This is a genomic window from uncultured Eudoraea sp., assembly GCF_947490415.1.
GTDB lineage: Bacteria > Bacteroidota > Bacteroidia > Flavobacteriales > Flavobacteriaceae > Eudoraea.
In genome coordinates, this window is the sequence record NZ_CANLGX010000002.1 from 321217 (window position 1) to 346574 (window position 25358).

The 25358-nt window shown below is 39.4% G+C and carries 24 protein-coding genes and 1 tRNA gene; 16 read left to right on the plus strand and 9 right to left on the minus strand.

Features of this window, described 5'->3' with window-relative positions:
* Nucleotides 1-52 precede the first annotated feature (52 nt).
* The 11 genes from Q0874_RS06350 to Q0874_RS06400 all read left to right on the plus strand — a co-directional run bounded on the left by Q0874_RS06350 (nt 53) and on the right by Q0874_RS06400 (nt 10408).
* Nucleotides 53-829: an SDR family NAD(P)-dependent oxidoreductase gene (locus Q0874_RS06350; RefSeq protein WP_299160799.1), complete on the plus strand. Its 777-nt coding sequence runs from the start codon at nt 53-55 to the stop codon at nt 827-829.
* Between the two features lie 28 nt (nt 830-857).
* Nucleotides 858-2069, plus strand: a complete 1212-nt coding sequence (locus Q0874_RS06355) for an acyl-CoA dehydrogenase family protein (RefSeq protein WP_299160801.1) — start codon at nt 858-860, stop codon at nt 2067-2069.
* Nucleotides 2070-2077: 8 nt separating this feature from the next.
* The gene (locus Q0874_RS06360) at nt 2078-3157 is read left to right on the plus strand and encodes a phosphotransferase family protein (RefSeq protein ID WP_299160803.1); all 1080 of its coding nucleotides are present in this window, start codon (nt 2078-2080) and stop codon (nt 3155-3157) included.
* Between the two features lie 51 nt (nt 3158-3208).
* Nucleotides 3209-3580: a hypothetical protein gene (locus tag Q0874_RS06365; protein WP_299160805.1), complete on the plus strand. Its 372-nt coding sequence runs from the start codon at nt 3209-3211 to the stop codon at nt 3578-3580.
* A 34-nt stretch (nt 3581-3614) separates the two neighbouring features.
* Entirely contained in the window at nt 3615-4373 is a 759-nt protein-coding gene (locus tag Q0874_RS06370) for an SDR family NAD(P)-dependent oxidoreductase (RefSeq protein ID WP_299160808.1), read from the plus strand.
* A 48-nt stretch (nt 4374-4421) separates the two neighbouring features.
* Nucleotides 4422-5195: an enoyl-CoA hydratase/isomerase family protein gene (locus Q0874_RS06375; protein ID WP_299160810.1), complete on the plus strand. Its 774-nt coding sequence runs from the start codon at nt 4422-4424 to the stop codon at nt 5193-5195.
* Nucleotides 5196-5202: 7 nt separating this feature from the next.
* Entirely contained in the window at nt 5203-6231 is a 1029-nt protein-coding gene (locus Q0874_RS06380) for an NADP-dependent oxidoreductase (RefSeq protein ID WP_299160812.1), read from the plus strand.
* Nucleotides 6212-7186: an NADPH:quinone oxidoreductase family protein gene (locus tag Q0874_RS06385; RefSeq protein WP_299160815.1), complete on the plus strand. Its 975-nt coding sequence runs from the start codon at nt 6212-6214 to the stop codon at nt 7184-7186. Before Q0874_RS06380 ends, Q0874_RS06385 begins: the two co-directional genes overlap by 20 nt.
* A 109-nt stretch (nt 7187-7295) precedes the next feature.
* On the plus strand, nt 7296-8033 hold the full coding sequence (locus tag Q0874_RS06390) for an SDR family NAD(P)-dependent oxidoreductase (protein WP_299160817.1): 738 nt from the start codon (nt 7296-7298) through the stop codon (nt 8031-8033).
* Between the two features lie 5 nt (nt 8034-8038).
* Nucleotides 8039-8503 carry a MaoC family dehydratase gene (locus Q0874_RS06395; protein ID WP_299160820.1) on the plus strand — a complete coding sequence of 155 codons (465 nt, stop codon included), beginning with the start codon at nt 8039-8041 and terminating at the stop codon, nt 8501-8503.
* 87 nt (nt 8504-8590) lie between these two features.
* A complete protein-coding gene (locus tag Q0874_RS06400) occupies nt 8591-10408 on the plus strand; it encodes a long-chain fatty acid--CoA ligase (protein ID WP_299160822.1) in 1818 nt (605 codons plus the stop codon).
* Nucleotides 10409-10445: 37 nt separating this feature from the next.
* Here the strand turns inward: Q0874_RS06400 and Q0874_RS06405 are convergent, their stop codons facing one another.
* Nucleotides 10446-10739 (minus strand): hypothetical protein, encoded by a 294-nt coding sequence (locus Q0874_RS06405; protein ID WP_299160824.1) that lies wholly within the window; start codon nt 10737-10739, stop codon nt 10446-10448.
* A 464-nt stretch (nt 10740-11203) separates the two neighbouring features.
* Here Q0874_RS06405 and Q0874_RS06410 point away from each other — a divergent pair, with 464 nt between their 5' ends.
* Nucleotides 11204-13030 (plus strand): glycoside hydrolase family 2 protein, encoded by a 1827-nt coding sequence (locus Q0874_RS06410; protein WP_299160826.1) that lies wholly within the window; start codon nt 11204-11206, stop codon nt 13028-13030.
* Between the two features lie 140 nt (nt 13031-13170).
* Here Q0874_RS06410 and Q0874_RS06415 read toward each other — a convergent pair whose 3' ends face one another.
* From Q0874_RS06415 to Q0874_RS06425, 3 genes are all read right to left on the minus strand, one after another.
* On the minus strand, nt 13171-13548 hold the full coding sequence (locus Q0874_RS06415; protein ID WP_299160827.1) for a nuclear transport factor 2 family protein: 378 nt from the start codon (nt 13546-13548) through the stop codon (nt 13171-13173).
* Nucleotides 13549-13832: 284 nt separating this feature from the next.
* Complete coding sequence (locus Q0874_RS06420; protein ID WP_299160829.1) at nt 13833-16952, minus strand: glycosyl hydrolase; 3120 nt, start codon at nt 16950-16952, stop codon at nt 13833-13835.
* A 161-nt stretch (nt 16953-17113) separates the two neighbouring features.
* The gene (locus Q0874_RS06425; RefSeq protein ID WP_299160832.1) at nt 17114-17959 is read right to left on the minus strand and encodes a hypothetical protein; all 846 of its coding nucleotides are present in this window, start codon (nt 17957-17959) and stop codon (nt 17114-17116) included.
* A 380-nt stretch (nt 17960-18339) separates the two neighbouring features.
* Here Q0874_RS06425 and Q0874_RS06430 point away from each other — a divergent pair, with 380 nt between their 5' ends.
* From Q0874_RS06430 to Q0874_RS06440, 3 genes are all read left to right on the plus strand, one after another.
* Nucleotides 18340-20484, plus strand: a complete 2145-nt coding sequence (locus Q0874_RS06430) for a M1 family metallopeptidase (RefSeq protein WP_299160834.1) — start codon at nt 18340-18342, stop codon at nt 20482-20484.
* Between the two features lie 227 nt (nt 20485-20711).
* Nucleotides 20712-20993, plus strand: coding sequence for a type II toxin-antitoxin system RelE/ParE family toxin (locus Q0874_RS06435; RefSeq protein ID WP_299160837.1), 282 nt, complete (start codon nt 20712-20714; stop codon nt 20991-20993).
* Nucleotides 20994-21003: 10 nt separating this feature from the next.
* The gene (locus tag Q0874_RS06440) at nt 21004-21306 is read left to right on the plus strand and encodes a HigA family addiction module antitoxin (protein ID WP_299160840.1); all 303 of its coding nucleotides are present in this window, start codon (nt 21004-21006) and stop codon (nt 21304-21306) included.
* A 222-nt stretch (nt 21307-21528) separates the two neighbouring features.
* Here Q0874_RS06440 and Q0874_RS06445 read toward each other — a convergent pair whose 3' ends face one another.
* The gene (locus tag Q0874_RS06445) at nt 21529-21801 is read right to left on the minus strand and encodes a hypothetical protein (protein WP_299160843.1); all 273 of its coding nucleotides are present in this window, start codon (nt 21799-21801) and stop codon (nt 21529-21531) included.
* Nucleotides 21783-21856 (minus strand) — tRNA-Arg (locus Q0874_RS06450). The genes Q0874_RS06445 and Q0874_RS06450 overlap by 19 nt, the downstream gene beginning before the upstream one ends.
* Before the next feature lie 78 nt (nt 21857-21934).
* On the opposite strand from Q0874_RS06450, the gene Q0874_RS06455 reads away from it, so the two are divergent.
* Nucleotides 21935-22447, plus strand: a complete 513-nt coding sequence (locus Q0874_RS06455; RefSeq protein WP_299160847.1) for an adenine phosphoribosyltransferase — start codon at nt 21935-21937, stop codon at nt 22445-22447.
* Here Q0874_RS06455 and Q0874_RS06460 read toward each other — a convergent pair.
* The 3 genes from Q0874_RS06460 to Q0874_RS06470 all read right to left on the minus strand — a co-directional run bounded on the left by Q0874_RS06460 (nt 22444) and on the right by Q0874_RS06470 (nt 25169).
* Entirely contained in the window at nt 22444-22596 is a 153-nt protein-coding gene (locus Q0874_RS06460) for an SsrA-binding protein (RefSeq protein ID WP_299160850.1), read from the minus strand. The genes Q0874_RS06455 and Q0874_RS06460 overlap by 4 nt on opposite strands.
* Nucleotides 22597-23126: 530 nt before the next feature.
* A complete protein-coding gene (locus tag Q0874_RS06465) occupies nt 23127-24809 on the minus strand; it encodes a M56 family metallopeptidase (protein WP_299160853.1) in 1683 nt (560 codons plus the stop codon).
* Nucleotides 24810-25169, minus strand: coding sequence for a BlaI/MecI/CopY family transcriptional regulator (locus Q0874_RS06470; RefSeq protein ID WP_299160855.1), 360 nt, complete (start codon nt 25167-25169; stop codon nt 24810-24812).
* Between the last annotated feature and the right edge of the window lie 189 nt (nt 25170-25358).

Below are 25358 nucleotides of genomic sequence, written 5' to 3' on the forward strand. Positions count from 1 at the left end.
GCATTAAGGGTCGAAGAAATACCAATTTGAATAAAATAAGCTAAAATAAACGATGGGTAGTATAAAATCTAAATTTGACCTGAGTGGTAAAGTCGCTATTGTCACCGGATCAAGTAAAGGAATAGGAAAGTCTATTGCCAGGGGGCTGGCTGAAAGTGGCGCCAAAGTGGTAGTTAGCAGTCGGAAACAGGCTGCAGTTGACGAAGTTGCCACTGAATTTAAGGAAGACGGCTTTGAGGCGATTGGAATACAATGCCATATTGGCGATTCTGAACAACGTAAAACACTTATCGCCAAGACTATAGAGCATTTTGGAGGCATAGACATCTTAGTGAACAATGCAGCCATAAACCCGTATTATGGGCCACTGGAGGGCTCAGACGAAGCCGTCTTTGACAAGATAATGAATGTGAATGTGAAGGCGCCCTGGATTCTTTCTAATCTGGTCCTGCCTCACATGAAGGAAAAGGGTAGTGGCAGTATCATTAATATTTCATCGGTTGAAGGAATAACCCCAGGATTTGGATTAGGATTGTACAGCGCCACCAAATCTGCTTTGATAATGCTAACGAAGAATCAGGCTAAAGAATGGGGCCGCTATGGGGTTCGGGCAAACGTACTTTGTCCTGGCCTGATCAAGACCAAATTTAGCGAAGGATTATGGACAAATGACAAATTGGTTGCCGGATTAACGAAGGCTTTACCGCTGGGTCGGATAGCTGCTCCCGATGAAATGGCCGGTATGGTCATGTTGCTGGCATCTGATGCAGGATCTTATATGACCGGTGGCGTATATGTAGCAGACGGAGGGTATTTAATTTCCGGTTAAAGTTTGATTACTGATTAAAATTAAAACTATGAATTTTGAATACAGCGAAAAATCCGTTGCTTTCCAGGAAAAACTTAAGCTATTTATAGCTACGCATTTAATACCTGTACAGAAGGAAGTGGAAACTTTTCATAGGGACCCAGCCAATATTTGGAAAAAATGGCCGGGCCTTGAGGCATTGAAAGAAAAAGCCAAAGCTCAGGGACTTTGGAATTTGTTTTTACCCGTGGGTTATAGAGCCTTAAGTCCGGGATTGACAAATTTGGAATATGCCCCATTGGCCGAGATCATGGGAAGGATACTATGGTCTTCAGAAGTATTTAATTGCAGTCCCCCCGATACGGGTAATATGGAGGTCTTGGCGAAATACGGGACTTCTGAACAGAAGGAAACATGGTTGCAGCCTTTAATGCAGGGCGAAATAAGATCTTCATTTTTGATGACAGAACCAGACGTGGCTTCTTCCGATGCCACAAATATTGAGACGTCTATTGTAGCCGATGGAGATGAATATGTAGTAACAGGCAAAAAATGGTGGTCTTCAGGCGCCATGGACCCCAATTGCAGGATCACCATAGTAATGGGTAAGACCAGTTTTGATGCACCCCGCCACCTGCAACACAGTATGATTTTGATTCCGATGGATGCTCCCGGCCTTGAAGTTATAAGACCTCTTAGTGTTTTTGGATACCATGATACTCCGGAAGGACATGCAGAAATTGTATTAAACAAAGTACGTGTACCAAAGAGCAATCTTATTCTAGGTGAAGGCAGAGGATTTGAAATAGCCCAGGGCCGTTTGGGTCCCGGAAGAATACACCATTGCATGCGCTTAATAGGAATGGCGCAACGTTCCCTGGAGTTAATGTCTCAAAGGGCCTCTGAACGAAGTCCGTTTGGCAGAACTTTAGATACCTATAGCAGTATTCGTCAGGAAATTGCACATTCTCGTTGTGAAATAGAACAAACACGTCTGCTGGTTCTCTCAGCAGCAGATAAAATGGATAAGGTTGGAAACAAGGAGGCAAAAGACCTGATCGCCATGATTAAGATAGTAGCTCCAAATATGGCCTTAAAAGTGATTGATAGGGCCATTCAGATAATGGGGGGAAAGGGTGTTTGTGGAGATACCCCATTGGCGCATTTTTATGCCTCTGCCAGGACCTTGAGGCTGGCCGATGGCCCGGATGAGGTTCACTTAAGTCAATTGGGAAAAAACACAATAAAAAAATACACATAAGTCTGGCGATGCGGGAAAAGGAACTGACCAAAACTGTGAGAAAAGGAGAAGAGCTTCATGAGAAGAACTTGAAAAAGTTCCTGTTGGAATGCAATTTGATCAATGATGAAAAAAGTGATTTGATCATCAGACAATTTTATAATGGTTATTCCAATCTCACTTATCTCTTAAAAATAGAGGAAAAGGAATACGTTCTTCGCCGTCCGCCGTTTGCGGCGCCAAAACGCGGTCATAATATGGGTAGGGAATTTAAGGTGCTAAACAATCTTCATAAAGTATTCGATAAAACCCCTGAACCTTATGCGTTTTCAGAAGATGTGGAGATATTAGGAGCCCCTTTTTATATCATGAATAAAGTTGACGGAATAATTCTGACTGCCAATGAGGCCAAAGAGCGCCAACTGGCTCCTGATGCATTTAAAACGATAGCAGATACCTGGTTGGATACCTTTGTTGAACTGCATAATGTAGACTATAAGGCTGCCGGACTTGAATCGCTGGGAAATCCGGAAGGCTATGTTGAGCGACAAGTTAATAACTGGGGCAGGCAGTATCTTGCTGCGGCAACAGAAGAAGTTCCCTCTGCCCAAAAGGTAATGTCATGGATGGAAAAAAATCAACCTGAAAACTATGAGTTCAGCCTTATCCACAATGACTATAAGTACGATAATGTGGTATTTGTTGATGACCAATGGAAAAAAATAGCCGCCATCCTGGATTGGGAAATGTGCACTTTAGGTGATCCATTGATGGATTTGGGGACTTCCCTTGGATATTGGACCACAGCTTCAGATGCTGATTTTTTGCAACAAGGACTTCCGTCTCCAACAACTATGGCAGGCAATCCTTCACGCACAGAAATCGTACAGCAATATGCGCTCAAAAGTGGCAGGGATATAAATAATCTCACCTTCTATTTTGCGTATGGACTTTTTAAAATTGCGGTAATCGCCCAACAGATATATTATAGATTTAAGCACGGACATACGTCAGATCCCCGTTTCGCGAATCTGAATAAAGTTTCCGCCTTATGTTGTAATACGGCGTGGAACGCCATTCAGAAGGACAAGATTGACGGGATATATTAATGGTTATGATTTTTAATAAGTATTGGTGAGGAAAATAAATTTTTTATAGAAGTGAATAAGGAACAATTAAATGCACTTCGGGAAGTGCCGGAAGATCAGGAGGTGGTGATGCTTAACCTTCTAAAATATAAAGACAAGGTGGAAGAAACCGGATTGACGGGTGAGGCTTCCTATAAACAGTATATGAAAGCGGCCAAACCTTTTTTTGAAAAGATAGATGCGGAAATTATCTTTTTTGGCAGACCACATCTAATGCTTATAGGTCCGGAAGATGAAACTTTATGGGATGATATGCTATTGGTAAAATATAAAAACCAGGGTGAATTTTTTAAAATGGTTAGCGCAGAGGACTATCCGGCAAAATTAAGGGAACGCTCCCTACAGGATTCGCGATTGATATATTGTAGATCGCATACCAAATAATGTTTAGGCGTTTTGTTTAATTAATTAAAGCGATATGCAATTAGAAAATAAAATTGTAATCATTACAGGAGCAGGAAGTGGAATAGGAGCCGCATCGGCTTCTTTGTTGGCTAAACATAAGGCATTAGTCATTATATCTGATATCAATATTGATAGCGCCCAAAAGGTGGCTGATCAAATTAAAATATCTGGAGGCAAAGCATTTGCGTTCAAGGCAGATGTCTCTAAGTTTGAAGAAGTAGAGTTGTTAATAGCCCATACCGTTAAGGATCATGGTAAGATAGACGTCCTGGTTAATAATGCCGGTATAGGCGGTGAAAATCAAAAAAGGACCGCTGAGCATACCCTTGCCGATTGGGACAATGTTATTGCCGTGAATCAGACGGGGGTTTTCTATTGCATGAAAGTGGCTTTGCAGCAAATGATGAAGCAGGGACATGGAAACATTGTAAATATCGCTTCACTGGCCGGTTTAAAACCCTCAGGCTACAACCTCTCTTATAGTGCAAGTAAGTATGCGGTTGTAGGTATGACCAAATCGGCTGCTCTGGAATACGGTCGTAAGAATATCAGAATCAATGCGGTATGCCCGGGGTATACGGAGTCAGCGCTTTTAGACAAACTGCTGGCCAGCAGGCCCGATATGCGAGAAACCCTTAAAAGACTGATTCCTATGGATAGGTTTGGCGAGGCAACTGAAATTGCAGAAGCGGTAGCATGGCTTGCATCAGATAACTCAAAATATATGACCGGCCAAACCTTAACATTGGATGGAGGCACATCATTATTATAGCATAATTAAGACAACTTAATAGGTAAACAAATCAAAAAGACTACCCTAATGAATACAATAAAGATTATAAAGAAAGCGGGGTATACCGTTGTTCAGATGAACCGTGGTAAGGTAAATGCCATTAATTACGAGATGGTTCAGGAGCTTAGGGAAGCCTTCCGGGATATTGAAAATGACAAAGAAGTTAAAGGCGCAATACTTACCGGACAGCCACACTATTTTTCCGCAGGCCTGGATTTAATTGAATTATTTCAGTACGACAAAAAACAGATCCAGGACTTTTTTCATGTTTTCGGTGCGCTCTTTATAGAACTCATGCATATCACCAAACCTGTCATATCGGCTATTACAGGTCATTCCCCGGCGGGAGGCTGCGTGCTTGCAGTGGCAAGTGATAACCGAATTATGGCAGATGGGGAACAATATATTATTGGACTGAATGAGGTTGCTGTAAATATTCAAATTTCTCAGAACCTCGTAGAAACCTATGCCTTTTGGATAGGTCAGGGTTTGGCTAGCAGATATATTATGGAAGGGAAGCTGCTTAATGGAAAAGAAGCCCTGTCTGCCGGTTTAGTGGATGAATTGGTTCCTTTGGAGCAGGTATTGCCAAAGGCCGAAGCCAGGATGCAGCAGTATTTGCAAGCAGATCAGGAGATACTTGTTAATACTAAAAGTAAACTTCGCAAAGATTTACTCAGCAAACTTGATTTAAATGCTAAAAATTCCCTCAAAGAAGCGTCAACTTTATGGTGGAAACCTGAAATTCGAACCAAAATGGAAGCATACGTAAAGAGTTTCTCAAATAAAAAGAAAGGATAAAACCGAAATGAAAAATATGAACAAACAATTGAAATTTGTAAAGAGACCCATAGGTGAGGCAGATGCTTCAACCTGGTCATTAGAGACCAATCCTATTCCTGAATTGCAGGAAGGGGAAATTCTGGTGAAACAACATTATGTTTCCCTTGACCCGGCTATGCGGGGGTGGATGAATGATTCCAAATCCTATATAGAACCAATGGCTATTGGATCGGTTATGCGCTCGGGTGCTGTTGGTGAGGTGGTGGCAGTTAATAAAAATCCCAACTTTAAAGTAGGGGACTATGTAGCCGGATTTGGGGGTGTTCAGCAATATGCAATTTCAGATGGAAAGGATTTGCGTATTATAGACCCTAAACTAGCTCCGCTCCCAACATATTTAAGCACCTTGGGAATGACAGGCATGACAGCCTATTTTGGTATTCTTGAGGTAGGGAAAATAAAAGAAGGTGATATTGTGGTTGTTTCAGGAGCAGCAGGAGCGGTGGGAAGCATCGTAGGTCAAATTGCTAAAATTAAAGGATGCCGGGTCGTCGGCATTGCCGGGGGTAAGGAGAAATGTAAATATATTTTAGAGGAGTTGGGTTTTGACGCTGCTATTGATTATAAGAACGAGAATGTTGCAACCAGGTTGAAGGAAGAATGTCCAAAAGGCCTGGATGTTTATTTTGACAACGTAGGTGGTGAAATTCTTGATATTGCCCTGAGTAAACTTAGAATGCATGCCCGAATAGTGATATGTGGAGCCATTTCGCAATACAACAATAAAACGGCCATAAAAGGACCCAGTAATTACCTTTCACTCCTGGTAAACCGTGCTACAATGCAGGGAATGGTGGTATTTGATTATGCCAAAAGGTATGGTGAAGCTGCAAAGGCCATGGGTGCGTGGCTGGCAGAGGGAAAATTGAAAGGCAAAGAAGATATATATGAGGGAATTGAGAACTTTCCGCAAACCTATAAAAGGTTATTTACAGGTGAAAAATTAGGCAAACTGGTGCTAAAAGTAGTAGAAGATGAAGGCCATACGATGTAAAGAATTCGGACCGCCATCTGCTCTGGTTTTAGAAGAAATGCCTGGTTTAAAACCCAAAGCAAAAGAGGTGGTGGTGCAAGTAAAAGCCTGTGGAATAAATTTTCCTGACACATTAATTATCCAGGGTTTATACCAGTTTAAGCCAGAGCTTCCTTTCACTCCGGGCAGCGATATTGCCGGGGTCGTAAAAGAGATTGGCGATAAGGTAAAACACCTGGCGGTTGGTGATGAAGTATTCGGATTTGTCTTTAGCGGAGGTTTTGCAGAGGAAGTAGTGGTGCCATCCAATACGTGTTTCCTGAAATCAAAAAAAATGGATTTCCCAATTGCGGCTTCTTTTATGGTGGCATATGGGACCTCATATCATGCGCTGAAAGACAGGGCGAAGCTGGCAAAAGGCGAGACATTACTTGTGCTTGGCGCCTCAGGAGGTGTTGGTTTGGCAGCGGTGGAATTAGGTAAATTAATGGGGGCCAAGGTTATTGCAGCAGCATCCACAGAAGAAAAATTGCAATTATGCAGGGAATATGGTGCTGATCAAACCATCAACTATTCCAAAGAAGATTTGAAGTCTGAAATAAAAAAATTGACGGAGAACAAAGGGGTAGATGTTATATACGATCCTGTTGGAGGGGAATATTCTGAGGCTGCATTCAGGGGAATTGCATGGGAGGGGAGATATTTGGTAGTAGGATTTGCTACCGGTACTATTCCAAAAATGCCTTTAAACCTGCCTTTGCTTAAGACTGCTTCTATTGTTGGGGTATTTTGGGGCGATTTTGCCATGAGAAACCCAAAAGTAAATATGGAGAACACAAGGACGTTGATGAAATGGTATGATGAGGGCAGGATAAAACCCCATATCCATAAGACTTATGAATTGAAGGAAACCCCCATGGCGTTACAGGAAATAATGGACAGAAAAGTCATGGGTAAATTGGTAATAGAAGTTTAAGGTTATCATCTTCCTGAATATTTTGCTTTAGATTAAAGTTCTGCTTAGTTTAAAGGATCAAATTTCCCAAGGACAGATAGTAAAAGACATAATTAAAGAACGATACGAAATGAGACTAAAAGACAAAATAGCCATAGTTACCGGTGGTTCCCGTGGAATAGGGAAGGCCATATCCGAGCTTTTTGCAAAAGAAGGTGCAACGGTAATAGTTATGGACGTGTTACCCAAAGGGCAGAATGTATCGGATGGCATAAATGAATCCGGCGGAAAAGCGGAGTATCATCAGGTTTCTGTAACCGATAAACCTGCAGTGGAAAGGCTTTTCAAAAAAGTAAATAACAAATATGGTAAAATAGATATCCTTATTAATAATGCAGGAATCACAAGAGACAGAACGCTCGAAAAAATGAGTGAGGAGGAGTGGGACGCTGTTATAGAGGTTAATCTGAAAGGGGTTTTTATCTGTACTCAGGCTGTTGTACCTTATATGAAGGCCAATACGTATGGAAGGATCGTAAGTGCGGCCTCAAATGTAGGTTTAAGGGGTAATTTTGGACAGACAAATTATGCGGCTACCAAAGCAGGTGTTATTGCCATGGCAAAAACCTGGACCATGGAATTTGGCAAGTATGGCATAACGGCCAATGCCATAGCACCCGGTTTCACCATGACCGATATGGTAGACAAGATTCCGGAAGAACATTTTGCTAAAATCAAAGATAGTATTCCACTGCGTACAGTAGCACAGCCCATAGATATCGCCTATGGCTACCTGTATCTGGCTTCAGATGAGGCTCGTTTTGTTTCAGGGATATGCCTTACTATAGATGGTGGAACTTCAAGATAATTAATATGGCCAAATTAGAACTAGAGAATTTTGCGGACTTTCGAGAAATAGAAGGTCAAACTTTGCCTGCGGGAGATTGGCTTACAGTGACCCAGGAAATGATTAATGACTTTGCCAAAGCCACCATGGATTTCCAGTGGATACATATAGATGTTGAAAAGGCGGAAAAATACTCACCTTTTAAAAAGCCGGTGGCGCACGGTTTTATGTCACTTGCACTTTTAGCTAAACTTTTAAAAGATGTTTTGTTAGTTAAATCTGCCAAAATGGGTATAAATTATGGGTTGAATAAAGTACGCTTTCCAAGCCCTGTTTTAGTAGATAGTCAGCTGAGGTTGATCTGTACTATTCAAAAAATTGAAAATTACGGGGATACGGGTCTGAAAATTACCTGGAATTGTGTGGTGGAGCTAGACGGTTCTGATAAACCAGCCTGTGTGGCCGAATTTATTAGTTTGATGTTCGAGTAATTTTTTTAATTTTAAAGTTGACCAGTGATCCACCGGTAAGGGCGGATTTAATAAATAAACCAATACCAAACCTAAAAGACGAAACTAATGACCAGACTTTTTGATCTTCTTTACAGGCAACTAGACACCAATCCGCTTGAAGCTTCTTTAAGTGCCCGTGATGCGGATGGCAATTGGAAATCCTATAGCACAGAGGAAGTAAAAAATTATTCGGAACAAGCTGCTTATGGTTTGTTAAAATCAGGCCTGAAGCCCGGAGATAAGGTAGCTATGGTAATCTATAAAAACAGGCCCGAATGGGTAATTATGGATTTTGCGCTACAAATGGCCGGACTTATAAGTATTCCATTATACCCAACCATTAGTATTTCGGAGTATGAATATATCTTGAATGAAGCGGAAGTAAAGGCAGCATTTTGCGGAGGTCTCGATCTTTACGACAAACTGTCCTTGGCAGGCAAGAATATTCCGAGTTTAGAAAATATCTACACTTTTGACAAAGCTGAAGGAAGGCCCTATTGGGAAGAAATTTTGGACAAGGAAGGACATACAGAAATAGAGGGAATTAAGAAAAAAATTACCGGAGAAGATTTGGTGACTATTATTTATACCTCCGGGACTACCGGTAATCCCAAAGGTGTTATGCTAACCCATAGCAATATCATGCATGTTATTGTAGAGACCTCAAAATTTTTAGAAGTGGATGCAGGTGAAAAGGTTCTGAGTTTTCTGCCGCTTTGCCATATTTATGAAAGAGCGGTTTCCTTCGCATGGTTCCATGAAGGAACTTCCATATATTTTTGTGGTACGGACAACCTGAGTGGACCGGACGGTGATTTGGCATCCGTGAAACCCATTGCTTTTACAACGGTTCCAAGACTACTTGAAAAGATATACGAGGCGATCTATAATAAAGGCCTGGCTTTAACAGGAGTAAAAAAGGCACTATTCTTTTGGGCACTTCGCTTAACAGATAATTTTGAACTGGATCAAAATCTATCTCCTTTCAGTAAGATAAAATGGGGAATTGCAGATAAATTAATTTTTAGCAAATGGCGTTCGGCCTTAGGAGGCAATGTTCGATTGATAGTTACGGGTTCTGCTCCCTGTCCTATAAAAATAATCCGCGTATTTTGCGCTTCAGGAATCAACGTACGCGAGGCCTACGGTTTAACAGAAACCTCCCCAACCTTGACAGTCAATAGCGTTAAGCCTGGAGGATCAGTTATAGGTACTGTTGGTTATGCTATCAATGGTGTAGAATTATTTATAGATAAGACCTCTGGTGATTACAAAGAAGACGAAGGTGAAATACTTGCTATTGGGCCTAATGTTATGTCGGGCTATTATAAAAAACCTGAGATAAATGCTCAGGTATTTAAAGAAATTGATGGCAGAAAATGGTTCTGCACTGGTGATATTGGAAAATTGATTCAAGGTCCGAATGGAAAGGAATTTTTAAAAATAACAGACAGGAAGAAGGAGTTGTTAAAAACTTCAGGTGGAAAGTACGTCGCACCTGCACCTATTGAAAACAGGATAAAGGAAAATTTTGTTATTGATCAGATCATGGTTATTGGGGATAAACAAAAATTTGTTTCCGCCCTCATTGTTCCGTCTGAGGATGGGTTAAAGAACTGGTGTGTGCATAAAAATATTGAGTGGACCAATCTGGAGGACATGCTAAAGCAGGATAGAATTATTGCAAAATTTCAAAAAGTGATTGACAAATACAATCCGGAATTCAGTCATATAGAACAAATAAAAAAGTTTCGGTTGGTCCCGGCCGTTTGGCTGCCTGTTCACGAAGATGATTCTGTGGCCGAGCTAACGCCAACATTAAAGCTGAAAAGACGTGTGATTAGGGAGAAATACAAAAAGGAAATTCAGGAAATATATGCTTAATGCTGTGCTTTGAATTGCTTAAGAATCTATGAGGCCCTTATGGATTTTGGTTCTTTAATGCGTTGAGGCTATCCATTTCCTTCCTGAATCTTAGGATCACCAATGAGTCTAATTGCTGTGAAATGCTATCTTTCATTGCTGCCCAGTTGGCCATATTCATATCTGAATTATATCGCAGTATCCTGTGGAATTTTGCTACATTAAATCTGTTGGCTTCCCAGGCTGCAGCCGTACTTTCCTGATGTTTTAAGTCTTGCAGGTATATTCCCATACCAAACCCCAGGATAACAACAACTAAAACAATGGCTAAAATTTTGGTGGATTTTGGCATTTTTTAGGTTTTAAGATCATGATATTAATAAGAACACCATGACGGATTTGGAGTTTAATCGTAAAGCAAAGATACAAATCAGAATGATCCGACTATAGTAAGGTCTAAATAAATCTGGATATTACCATGAATACCATAAATAGGACAAAAGCACTACCAAAAGTCAGTACAAATTTGATAATTTTAGATTTTATTTTCATGTGCGTGAAATTAGATTTGTCTGCTCTAATTACAAAAGATATCCGTTTTAAGTATAATTTAGTTGGATAAAATGCATTTAGATTCCTATTTATCCAAAGAAATGAAAGCCTATCCATTTGGATTGCCGATCATGGATATTATTAAAGTGACCTTGGAAACAATTTCATTAAATTTAGTGAGATTAACACATATGTGTATGGTGCAATAAAAAAGTTTGTTATTATTGCTTGCAACTCTTCGTTTACGTTAATAAAATTTATAAGATGTATTTATCAAAAAAATCAACCCGACTTTTAGCGTTCATCGTCCTGATGTCCTTTAATTTTAATAGTTTTTCTCAAAAACAGATTCAGAATGTTCAGGACAGAACAACATTAAGCCTGAACGGAGATTGGCAGTTTATCATTGACCCCTACAAAATGGGGTATCTGGATTACAGACAAAAACCATTCGATGAAAGTGCATCAGGTAAAGGAGGTTTTTATGACAACATTACCAATCCGGGTAAAACCAAAAGGGCAGAATACAACTTCGATTACGAGCCATCATTGACTGTGCCCGGGGATTGGAATTCCCAATATGAAAAATTGGAGTTCTATGAAGGGGTACTGTGGTACAGGAGAAATTTTAAGGTATCTTTAAAAGAAGACAAAAGATACTTTATTCATTTTGGTGCGGTAAATTATGAAAGCCATATCTATTTGAACGGCAAAAAATTGGGCGTGAATAAAGGAGGCTTTACGCCTTTTCAATTTGAGGTTGGCGACAAATTGCTTGATGGAGATAATTTTCTTGTTGTAATGGTAGACAATACCCGCAAAAAGGATGAGGTGCCCACCATAAATACAGATTGGTGGAATTACGGGGGGATCACAAGAGATGTGAACCTTGTTGAAACCCCGGAATCCTTCATTAACGACTACAAAGTTCAATTGGCTAAAAATGATGCTACTAAAATAAAAGGCTATATAGAGCTCGACGGATCGGAAGGGGAGGAGTCGGTAGTAGTGCAAATACCGGAATTAAAAATAAACCAGAGTTATACCACGGATGCAAGCGGAAAGGTTTCTTTTGAAATCCCTGTAAAAAAGATACAACTCTGGAATCCGGAATCCCCAAAATTATATGAAGTTAAGATCAGTTCTTCACAAGATGCTGTTACCGATAAGATTGGTTTCAGAACCATTGCCACAGAGGGTAAAAATATACTCCTTAATGGAGAATCTATTTTTATGAAAGGTATTGCAATGCACGAAGAAAACCCACTCCTTGGAGGCCGTCTGCGATCGGACGGAGATATGCGAATGATGCTTAGGTGGGCGAAGGAATTAGGGTGCAATTATGTGAGGTTGGCCCATTATACGCATAATGAGACCATGCTGCGGCTGGCAGATGAAATGGGTTTGTTGGTATGGTCCGAGGTGCCGGTTTATTGGACTATTTCATGGGAAAATGAAGAAACCTACAGGAATGCGGAAAATCAGTTGCGTGTTTCCATTGAACGCGATAAAAACAGAGCAAGTATTATTATATGGTCGGTAGGGAATGAAACCCCGGTGACAGAAGCGAGAAATGTTTTTATGGGCAAGCTGGTAGATAAGACGAGGTCTTTGGATGATACGCGTTTGGTGGCTGCTGCATTGGAAGTCGAACGTGAGGGTTATACCATTACGGTGGATGATACGCTGGGAGAAAAACTAGATTTGGCCAGTTTTAATCAATACGGTGGATGGTATTGGTCAGAGCCCAAGGAACTTCCTAAATACGCGTTTGATATTAAATTTAACAAGCCTGTGGTCATCACCGAATTTGGTGGTGGTGCACTTGCGGGTTTTCATGCGGATGATGATACCATGTGGAGTGAGGAATATCAGGAGTTGATATATATCAACCAGCTAAAAATGATGGATAAGATAGACGGCCTCAGGGGGATAACTCCCTGGATACTGGTCGATTTTAAATCTCCCCGGAGACAAAATCCGGTATATCAGCAATTTTGGAACCGAAAAGGGTTAATTTCCAATACGGGTGTTAAAAAGAAAGCCTATTTTATTGTTCAGGATTATTACAGGAACAAATCGGTAAAGTAACGGAAAGTTATACTGATTATTAAGATGAAAATGTATGGATGTTTTTTGCTCCGGAAGTAGTTTACTTTGTTTGTTTTTTATGATAATTTTCCGGCACTTTTAAGTCCTTCTGCTTCTTATAATGGCACCAGTTCAACTCATTATTCTAATTCCCTGACTAATCCTCTGGATTTCACCGTATCATATATAATTTTGAGCTTACTGATCATGTTTGAGGCATCAAATTCTATAATGTCAACAACATCAAATGCTACTTTTTGCCTATTTTTCAGGGTCCATTTATAATGAAAATAAAGCGCCAGTTTGTTTGAATTAGTTTCCTCAAAAATTCCTTTTAAATGCAGTTCAGAATTTGTGGTATCGCTGCTCAATTCACGATAGAAGGCATCCGCTTTCTTAATTCCGTAAATAGGTGAGTCAACAATTCCTTGGTCATTAAATAAATTTATGATTTGCTCAATATCACCTTTCTCCAGGTAATCCAAATATTTAATTGCGATTTCTTTTTTTGTTGGCATTTAAATTATTCGTTTATGTTTAAGTCGGCATACAGCTGTGATCCAAAAAATCAATTTCAAAGGTATTTTTAATGCTACCCATTTTTAATGGTAACCAAAATGTTTTGCATGATTTGTTCCAAATACCCTTAATTGACAAACACTTACTACATTAAGATAGTTGTTTTCAGGATATTGAATCGCAGCCTGCATGGCTTTAACTTTCGCTACCGGTAACCGGATACTTTAATACAAACTACTTTTTGAGTTGTGAAAAAGCAAAAGCATAAAAAATTAATCCTCGTTTATTTCATTTCTTCAAGAGGGCTGGCCCCTGCCTTTTCTAAAACAGAATTTATCTTGGACAAATCATTTGACATTACTTTATTTAAATCTCCCAGATGCTGTTCGAGTTCAGCGGAGAGTTCTTCATATACCTTGTAGGCCCCATCAGTAGGTTTTGCCTCCCCGTTTTCTATGCTCCTCCTCAAAGAAGCAAGTCTGTTATTTAGTTTTATAGGAAAATTTAAGGGGTCTTGCCCAGATTGGTTTTTAACCTGATAAAGTTTTTGCTCTATAGCTGAGGTTTTATCTAAAAAAGGCATCATAGTTTTTTTGTAATCGGCGCTGGAAACTTTTTCCTTGTTCTCCTCAATCTGATTTCGCATTTTTCGAATATGAATCACAGCCTCATTAGCCATACTGGTTTTTTGCATGATCTTATTAGCCAGTTTAAATTGCTCCATAAGATCGGCCTCAGTTATTCCTTTAAGATTGGGATCCATTAAGATGGCAAAGGGATAGGTCTTTTCATAATCTTTTGTTTTCATTTTAACTTTATAGTTTCCTAAGGGGGCCTTGGGGCCTCTCTGAGGGCGGGCACTCCAGATAATCATCCCTTCAAATTCTGTTGCTCCGGGATATCTTAAATCCCAGCTAAAAGTATTAATGCCTTTGGCAGTAGTGGGCTTAGAGGAACCTCCTTTTAGCCAATAGGGTAAATCGGGATCTTCCTCATATTTAGGCTTGCTCCCGGTAAACGTGTTTATCAATTTATCATTGGCATCCAATATTTCAAAGGTGATGGTATCCATTTGATCTTTTAGGTAGTACTGTATAGAAGCCTTTTGAATACCCCTAATCACATCTGAAGGCTCGTAAAGAATAGCCTCCTGATCCTTCATGTTCTCCTGATACTGTCTCAAGGGTTGTATGTCGTCCAGGATCCAAAATCCGCGTCCGTGGGAACCTATGACCACATCATTGTCTTTAATAACAAGATCTCGAATAGGGGTATCGGGCAGCTTTAATTGTAAACTTTGCCATAATTCCCCATCATTCATGGAGAAATAGACCCCATGTTCGGTAGCTAAAAACAATAGGCCTTGTCTAACAGGGTCTTCTCTTACGGCTCTTGCGAAGTGACCGTCTTTTATTCCCGTTATAATTTTTGTCCACGTTTTTCCAAAGTCATGCGTTTTAAAGACATAAGGTTGTCTGTCGTCTACCTGGTAACGATTTGCCGCCAAATATAAAGTGCCAGGCTTGTGTTTAGACTCATCAATAATACTCACCCGTGAAAATTTAGGGAGATCTTTTGGGGTAATGTCTTCCCAGTTAGCACCCCCATCTCTGGTAATATGAACTTTTCCGTCGTCAGAACCTGCCCAGATGGTATTTATATCGTGATAGGAGGGAGCTAAGGCAAAGACCGTAGCATATATTTCAGGGCCATTCATATCCATGGTAATGACACCGCCTGTTTTGCCAAGAGTACTGGGATCTGCATAGGTAAGATCCGGACTTATTTTCTCCCAGGATTGTCCGTCGTTGGTGGTTTTCCACACATGCTGCGAACAAGTGTACATTACTTTGGAGTCCTGTGGGGCGAACATAATGGGAAAAGTCCATTGCCAGCGCTCCGGAAGGGCATCCGCAGGTTCCCCTGAGAAAAAGCGCGGATAGACCTGAATATCTCTGGTTTGTCCATTACTTCTATCGTATCTGGTTAAGAGGGCCCCCTGACTTCCGGCATAAAAAATGTCCAGATTGTCCGGGTGTTGGGTAATCCATCCACTCTCACCACCCCCAACAGCGTAATACCATCCATGATTAGGACCTCTTGCCTGCATATGCTCCCAGCCATCACTGGGCATTGCCAGGGTGCTGTTGTCCTGTTGTGCTCCAGCCACATGATAGGGCACGTCATTGGTGGCCATTACGTGATAAAATTGTGTGGTAATATAATCTTGTTCTGTCCAGCTTTCTCCCCCGTTGATACTCACATTGCCACCGCCATCATTAGAATTGATCATCCGTTTTGGGTTGTTAGGATCAATCCACAAATCATGATTGTCCCCATGTGGTACTTTAATGGTCACGTCGAAGGTTTTTCCGCCATCGGTGGACTTATAAAAGCCTGTGTTTAGGCAGTAGACCGTTTCCTTATCCCAGGGGTCAGCGTAAATTCTGGAATAGTAAAAGGCACGCTGTCTTAGTTTACGCTCATCATTTGTGCGTTCCCAGGTAAGGCCGGCATCCTCAGATCTAAAAACCCCTCCTTCATTAGCCTCTATAATGGCCCATACTCTGTTGGAATCTACCGGAGAAACGGTAACCCCAATTTTTCCGATAGGTCCTGCAGGCATCCCAGGATTACTACTAAGTTCTGTCCAGGTGTCTCCGCTATCGACGGATTTCCATAGTTTGCTTTCGCCACCGCCACCCCACATTTTCCAGGCTTTGCGATATACCTGCCAGGTGCTGGCATATAATACTTTGGGATTATTTCGATCAATTATTAAGTCTACGGCACCCGCCTTTGGGCCTGCATATAAGACTTTTTCCCAGCTATTTCCGCCATTGGTAGAACGAAATACGCCCCGCTCTTCATTGTCTCCATAAGGATGTCCAAGGGCGGCCACATAAACGATGTCCGGGTTGGTTGGGTGAATTCTGATCCGGGCTACCGCCTGTGTTTCTTTTAAGCCCAGATGTCTCCAGGTTTTACCGCCATCCACGGTTTTATAAACGCCATCCCCTTGAGTAATACTTCCTCGCAATTGTACTTCTCCCATCCCAATATAGACGATATCAGGGTTAGTTTCGGCTATGGCAACCGCTCCCACCGAGGAACTGGTCACTTGTCCGTCGGTAACTGCCTTCCATTCATTTCCCCCGTCTGTAGTTTTCCATAGACCTCCCCCGGTGGCCCCAAAATAGTATTCATTGGGTCTTCCCGGGCTACCCGCACTACCTAGAGACCTACCACCACGATTAGGTCCAATATTTCGCCATTCCAATCCCTCATAGAAAGAAGGGTCCAAGGGTGTGTTTTGTGAAGATGAAGTATTGTTTTGTGCGAAGCTGCTTATTGAAATAGTTAGTAAAGCAAACAGAAAGGTTTTTAGAATGTTTTGATGCATTTGGTCGATTTATGAGATAGTCAATGATTTGTAAGTCAGCAGTTGAATAAGTTGAGGTGCTTTGAGCACCCCATCGGAAAGATAATAAATTCAAATGAAAATCGATTGCTTAAAAGGTTATGGAGTATTTAGAATTAGTAACGGGCTAACCTTATAAACGTTTAATTGGAATAAAGGTTAAAAAATTGTTCGGTATCCTTTATTTCCTTTAGTCCTAAAATCCAACAAACTTCCGAAAGGTCTGAGAAGTCCAATCCGCCTGCGGCAATTGCTTCATTAAGATAGCGCCCCTCTTTTCCATTATATCTGTTTGATAATTCAATAGCCAGATTCCATGTTTCAATCAATTTAGGATTCCTGATTTGCTCTTGCCATTTGGGAACTTTGGATGATCGGAATCCGGGTGTGCCATTCCCAACCTGATTGCCATCGGGTATTTTCTGATAATCAGTATTTTTCTTCACGTAATCCAGACTGGCGGGTGAGGTAACCTCTTCATTCCAATTACTGTGCTGTACTATATGAATGCGCTGCGAGATATTAATAGCTGGTAAATCGGCTTGAATAGCTTTAACCAGTTCGGCGGAAAAATCAGATTGGCCAGCTTCAGCAATCCAAATATCACCCTGATTCTCCAGGGTTACTTTGGCTATCACTTTAACCTGCTCAACAGCGCTTGCTATATTTTCATGTGCATCTGTCCAGTTGTCTCCAAATGCGAGCTGAAATAAATCATTAGGCGGTACATATAGTCCATCCTGAATACCGTAGGTGCCGGCAACTGCATGATACTTAATTTTTGAAAATTTCTTGTCAGACATTAGTGTAACCAATGCCGCTGCAGTCTGCAGGTCATCTACATCGGTTTTACAATCAAAGTGTCCTAATAGCAGATCTTTATCCAGGTTGAAGTCACCTGCCTTTAAAGTACTCATATCCTGAGCAAGGCATTTAAAGGAAATTAACAGGAAAGTAATTACAATGAAAAGTATTGTTTTTGATTTCATGAGTTCTCTGGTTTTAGTATTCTATGCGTTTTGACAAATTTTGATATTGTTGTTTAAAAAGTTGAGGCCGGCTAACGCCCTTAAAAATACCATTTTCAAGATTAAAATGTAGCAACTATGCAAGTGTTTTTAATTTTTTTTCATCGCGTTTTTGCGGGGGGATAGTGTCCTAATTGACCAGGTAATGATAGGTCATCTCAACGCACCCAGGTCTACGATTTTTTTCTGTTTTGACTTTTACCTTGGGATTAAGAAGGACGATTTAAGGCTCTTGCTAAAAAACTCAAAAAGGAGCACATATCCCAAAATATTGCGGGATATTAAGGTATATTAGTCCATATATAACAAGTTAGCGACAATTGGAGAATAAATCAATAATTATGAAAATAAAAACAATACTTGCCGGATTAAGTTTTTTACTGACTACTAGTCTTATTATTGCTCAAAGTGAGCTTCATATTCCAAAAGAAATTCAGAAAGCCTATAAAAACGATACAAGATCGAAAGATGGTAAGCCTGGAGTTAACTATTGGCAAAATAGCGTAGCTTATAATATAGATGTCGTGGTTACCCCCGAAACAAGAAAAATCGATGGAAAAGAAACAATCGTTTTTAAAAACAATAGCCCAGACTTATTACCAGAAATAGTTATCCGTCTGTATTATGATGTTTTCAAAAAGGGAAACCAAAGGGGAATGCAAGTGAACGAAGAAGATATTGGAGAAGGAGTCAATATAAAAGAACTTACTGTTAATGGTGAGAAATATGATCTAACTAACAAAGATAGAGTTAGAAGATCTGGTACGAATCTAACCATAATATTAACAGAGCCTTTAAAACCTAGAGGGGAGGTGACTTTAGGTTTTCAATGGGACCAAAAAGTACCGCTTACGGTAAGACGAACAGGAGCCATAGATAGCACTTCTTTCTTTGTTGCCTATTGGTATCCGCAAGTGGCTGTTTATGATGATGTGTTTGGATGGGATAGAATCAACTATACCTTCGATACGGAGTTTTATAATAACCTGGCGAATTTTGAGGTAAACATAACCGCACCCGATAATTTTCTGGTTTGGGCTACAGGTACTCTAGAGAACAGCTCTGCCGTGCTCCCTTCAAAAATCCACGAGCGATACGCAAGAGCAAAGACTTCAACCGAGCTTGTTAAGGTGGTTACAAAAGAGGATATTTCCAATTTAAAGTTAAAAAGTAATACCTGGAATTATAAGGCTGTCGAAGTTTCAGATTTTGCCTTTGCCATGAGTGACCATTTTCTCTGGGATGCCTTATCTCAAGAAGTATCTGGCAATGATGTGCTTATTAGTACTGCCTATCCTATGGCGAAAGAAGAAGATTATTCCCAAATAACTCTAGTTCAACAAAAGACAATGAAACACTTCTCAGAAGATATTCCTGGTATCCCTTATCCATATCCAACATTCACCACATTTATTGGTCTTAAAGGTGGAGGTATGGAATTTCCAATGATGGCTAATAATGATGGCCCCGGCGAAGGCGTGACTATCCACGAGATGTTCCATACCTATTTCCCTATGTATGTAAGAATTAATGAAAGACGATTCGCCTGGATGGATGAAGGCTGGGCCGATTTTGTTACTGCCTTAGTTACACACAAATATTTTTCAGAAGAGGACAATACTTCTTCACTTTACTCCAATTTTAAGCTTGGCATGCAAAATACAATTGGTACTATTGGTGATTTACCAACGGTAACCTCTTCTCAGTATATGGGTAACAATTATGGATATCACTCTTACACCTTGCCGTCATTTACCTATTCGCTTCTTTATCAGCATCTAGGTGAAGAAATATTTCTAAAAGTATTTAGAGAATATATTCGCCGATGGGCTAAGAAATCACCCACACCCTATGACTTTTTCTACACCTTCGAGGATGTGAGTGGAGAGGATCTTAACTGGCTTTGGGAATCTTGGTATTTTAAAATGGGCTATCCAGATGTAGCTATCGAGTTGTATAAGAATGGTAAACTTGTGGTTAAGAAGATCGGAGAAAGACCTGTACCCCTTAGTGTGAATGTTGAATACCAAACTAATGACCATGGTAAACCAAAAACCTATACTACCATGGTTAGTCCATCTGTATGGCAAGATGACAACAAGAGTTTGAGCCTAAAAATCCCGGATGGAAAACAAGTAGAGTCTATTATCGTGAATGCTGACATGCCCGATTTTAATGAGCTGGACAATTTTTTTCCTCCTCTGGCCGAGCGTTATAAAAAGCTTGATTTAAATAAAGGAGTTTTAGGTGTGTATAAGCTAAATGAATATCCTGTGGATGCTATTATTACTGAAAAAGAAGGGGTTTTCTTTTATGAGGTAACGAACACGTCCTCATCTGGATATTTATTACCGGTCGATAAAAATAATTTTATTACAACAGACGGTACGGTAGAATTAAGTTTTAAGGCGGAAGCGGGAAAAGTAGTTGGGATTGTAATCAAAATAGAGGCCTATGGAATTTCAGCCACTGGGCAGAAAAAATAGTTTTATTGAAAAATTAGCTTTGCAAAAGTCGCTAACAGCGTATATAAAAAATAGCGAGAGATGTTTAAGAGAATTGAAATTCTTACTTTTAATCAACATTAACCAATTCTGAAAAATTCGTAGCAAAAACCCGCTACTTTTCATATACAAAACCGTTAGGAAACATTAAATAAATTTTCATTTCCAAAATAAAATACTTATCTTTAACGTTAGTAACGTGAAGCGTAATGATAGTATCTTTTGGAGCCAAAGAAACCGAATCAATTTGGAATGGTATTCGCATAAAAAAAATGCCTTTGGACGTCCAAAAAATTGGGAGAAGAAAACTTAGAATGTTGAACAACTCCCAAGATATTGCTGATTTAAGAATCCCTCCTTCCAATCGCCTGGAAAAGCTCTCAGGCAATTTGAAAGGTTTCTATAGTATTAGAATCAATAGGCAATGGAGAATCATTTTTAAATGGAGCAAAGGAAATGCAAGTCACGTTGAAATAATAGATTATCATTAATTAATAGATCATGCAAAAGTTAGCAAACATACATCCAGGTGAAGTCCTGCTATATGAATTTCTACAGCCGCTAGAAATTACGGCCTATAGATTATCTAAGGACTTAAGTATACCACAAACCAGGGTTTCACAAATCATCAAAGGCAATAGAAGAATAACTGCCGATACTGCGCTGCGGCTCAGTATTTATTTTGGAAATTCTGCCAAGTTTTGGCTCGGCTTACAAGATGACTACGATATCGAAGAAGAAAAAGAAAATAAAGAAGCAGATCTAAAGGAAATAAAAAAATTTAATCAAAAAAACGTTGCCTAACATCGGCTATAATTCAACGCTACTTTTCATATCATTTTTCTTATCCTATTTATACTGGTTATCGTATTGTTTTCTAAAAAGTTAGCAATTATTGTTGATTTTTCATTTTAATTCACTTACAAAAACCTTTAGTTTTTGACGTTTCTAAAATAAAAAAAGCCATTACTCGCGTAATCGACTTTCTGCTTTCAGTGACCTCGACGAGATTACCTTCGGTTTTCCTTAGAACTCCTTTTTGAAAATAGAAAGACCAGCTGCTGCGTTGGCATCCTGTCGCACAGGATTACGCTCCGCCAGTTGGCGGATCATGATCCTGACAAAGCTCCGCTTTGAAAAGATTGCAGGATTGGCTAACGCCTTTCCTGACAAAGCTCCGCTTTGAAAACCACAAAAGGAACCCCTTCGCTTTATTTCAAAAAAGAAGCGAGCTCCTTTTTGAAACTCGCTTGTATTTCCACCTTTTTGTGGTTTATTCGTGACCTCGACAGGATTCAAACCTGTAATCTCTTGAGCCGTAATCAAGTGCATTATTCAGTTATGCTACGAGGCCAAATATATTATGTTCCCCAACGGGGCTGCAAATATATTTCTTTTTACATTTAGGGCAAAATTACTAGCTATCAAATAAATGGATTTTAAAAATTACATCAGAGATATTCATGATTTCCCCGAAAAGGGGGTGACGTTTAAGGATATTACCCCCCTTTTAAAGGATGCAGATGCCCTGCAGGCTGCAGCAGCCGCCATGCTAAAAATGATTGGTGATGTGAAAGTAGATAAGGTTGTTGGAATGGAAAGCAGGGGATTTTTCTTTGCTCCTATCCTCGCATCGCGATTAAATGCCGGATTCGTTCCGGTGCGAAAAGTGGGTAAATTACCGTCGGATAAGATCAGCAGAACCTATTCACTTGAATATGGGGAAGATACCCTTGAAATTCACGCAGATAGCATTTCACCGGGAGAAATTGTGATCATTCATGATGACGTCTTGGCAACGGGGGGCACTGCAAAAGCAACTTGTCAATTGGTGGAAGCATTAGGGGGAAAAGTAATACAGTGTAATTTTTTACTGGAGTTGCTGAATCTTAATGGCGTAACTAAATTAAATGGTTACCAGATTAAATCCCTGGTAAGTTTTTAATCCAGCGCATTGGTAGTAACAAAGTAACGCCAGCCAATAATAGCCATTTGGTACTTGGAGGCTTTGGAAAGGTCTAATCTCTTTTTAGTAAAGGAAGGAAATATTAGTTTGTTAATCCTGGCAAGAAGCTTAAAGAGTCTTTTTTTCATACTTTGCTTTTTGCAAAGATAGTACCTAAAAAATAAAAAAAATGAACACATAAAGCGCTCATTTTTTTATAAAAGATACCCTCTTAATTCTGTTTAGGATATTATAAGAATCAAGGATACTATGACAAATATTATAATTTTGGCAATTGTAATCATAACTGGTTTTATACGTTTAAAAATTATTTCCTTTTAATTATAGCTCGAAGATATTGCAATCCCATCCACCTCTCCAAGGAAATCAGCAATAATTAATGCAATTGCATGCAGTATTGTAAGTAAAATAATGGAATGTATTATAAAGTGTTTGTTGGTGCCTTGCTCGAAGTTTTAGTTTGTAATAAAATATTATCTTTATTGTGTTTAAATGTAAGATTTGTAGGGAGTATATTCGATGTTTTTTGAAATGCAAGGGGTTTTTATAGGTAAAAAACACTTTTTTTGGCTATTCCGTTGTGAAATAAAAAAATACCGGTCAGAAATGTGATCGGTATTTTAAGAATATAAATATTTAATTTAGGTACTTTCAGAAGCTAGTTCTCCTTTTTGGTTTTAATTTCTATAACGCCGTCTTTTGCTTTTTTTCCATACTGTTCAACAGCCTTATCACCTTTGTAAACCTTTATGGTTTCAATCTTTTCCGGTGATAGCGACTTAACATCTTCTTTGCTGCCTTCTTTGCCATCAATAATATAGAGCTGATCTTTATCATCAGCTGTATCAATAAAGAAGAATCCGTTACCTTTTTTACTTATCACTTCAATATCTTCATCGTCATCCGAATCCTTTATTATAAATACTTTGGTTTGTCCACCAGTTGAAATCTTTTTCTCTATCCTTACATGCTTTCCGTGCATCTTGTCTTCTTCCTCCATTTCGTCAAAGGCTTCGCGAGAAACGTCATTGCCATTTACAATAATTATTTCCTTGCCATCATCCATTTTTATTTCAACATGCTTGTGCTCCTGATCGTCACTAAACACCCAGGTGTTAACATCAGTTTCCTTATGGATAACCTTGTGTTTTGACTTAGGATCACCCATAAAAAAGGAGTTGTTATCTTCATCATAAACTATAGTTACGGGATCAATGGGATTTCCATCATTTTCGAATGAAGAGGAACCCCTGAATTTTTTCCCATCTTTGCTATCAGATCGCATGTCAATTTCTAGTTCTATAATCTCTTTATTCTCATTGTGTACAACTGTGTAGGAGAAATCTATACCCTTGGCGGAAAGCTCTTTTTTAAGATCCTCCAGTTCTTCATCTGTGGTATCCTTATTTATTAAGATCTTAATGGTTTTTTGACTTTCTGCGGATATAAGTACAGAACTGGTATCAGCTTTTGTCTTTGGCACGTAGATCGTATGCGTATTAAAACTTAAGAGAAAAACTGCTAAAGCGGGCAGGATTAATACCATTTTAAGTGCGTTTCTTTTGTGTGATTTTGATTTGTGTAACATGATTATTCGTTTTTTGATTAATGAACTGTAAAAATTATTGGTGATTGGTGTAAAAAATTGATTTCCGGATACTTTAAGCAAAGCGTATTTATATGCCCTGCCCGATGCAACACTTTGTATGGCCGTGTCGTCTGCTAAAAACTCAAGATTTTGTTCAATATTTTTCTTGTATAGCCAACTAAAAGGATTTGCCCACATAACTATGGTAACCATATGGGCCAATAGTAAGTCAAGGGAATGTTGCTGGGAACTATGCGCGCGTTCATGTTTTAAGATTGCTTCAAGTTCCAGGGCATTGAATTTGCCCGGATTGTAAAAAATATATCTGAAAAATGAAAAAGGGGCAATGTCCTTATCGGTTTCTACATAAACGTAGCCCTCCTTTTTAATTATTTTATTTGAAGCTATTACTTTCCTAATGGCAAGGATTTGCAGAATAAACTTAAGTCCAAGTATAAGCATACCTATACCATAAACTGTATAAATTAAATCCAACCAATTAAATAAGGGCTGATTTATTTCAAAAGAGGCATTTACAGCAGAGGAATTAGCTGTAGTAAAAGGTATGGCTGTAATTTCCACATAATTATTAATAACGATAAAAGGGCAAGCAAAGGCAGCAATAACCCCCACCAGTAAAAATTGGCGGTTGACCCGGAAAAATGTCTCCTTTTTTAGAAATACCTGGTAGACTAAATAAAATAGAATGAGTATTCCCGAGGCTTTTAAAAGGTAAATCATTAATGCTTCCATCTAGTTTTCTTTTTCAATCAGTTTTATAATTTCCCTGAGTTCTTCAATGGATATCTTTTGCTCCTTTGCAAAAAAAGACACCATGCTCTTATAGGAATTGTCATAATAATCGGCAAGGGTGTTGGAGATAAAGCGTTTTCTGTAATCTTCTTTGCTGACCAAAGGGTAATAGCGATGTGTATTTCCAAATGCTTCGTGCGAAACGTAATTTTTCTCCTCCAGGTTACGCACTATTGTTGATAAGGTATTGTAATGAGGCTTGTCTCCCTTTAATTCGGCCCTGATCTCCTTTACAAATGCCTTTTCTAATCTCCAGAGAATTTTCATTATTTCCTCTTCCTTATTGGTGAGTTTATGCATGATATAATTAATTTTAATCAAACATATTACTAATAATCTAGTTAAACAACTGCTTTTATAGTTATTTAACTATTTTTTTGGTTTTTATAGGCTCGTAATACAAGTTAAAGTCATCGTTCACAGGTAAAAAATCATCTCGAATTTATCTGAAAAGGGGTGTTAATTTAATGATACGCACGGCCTTGTTCC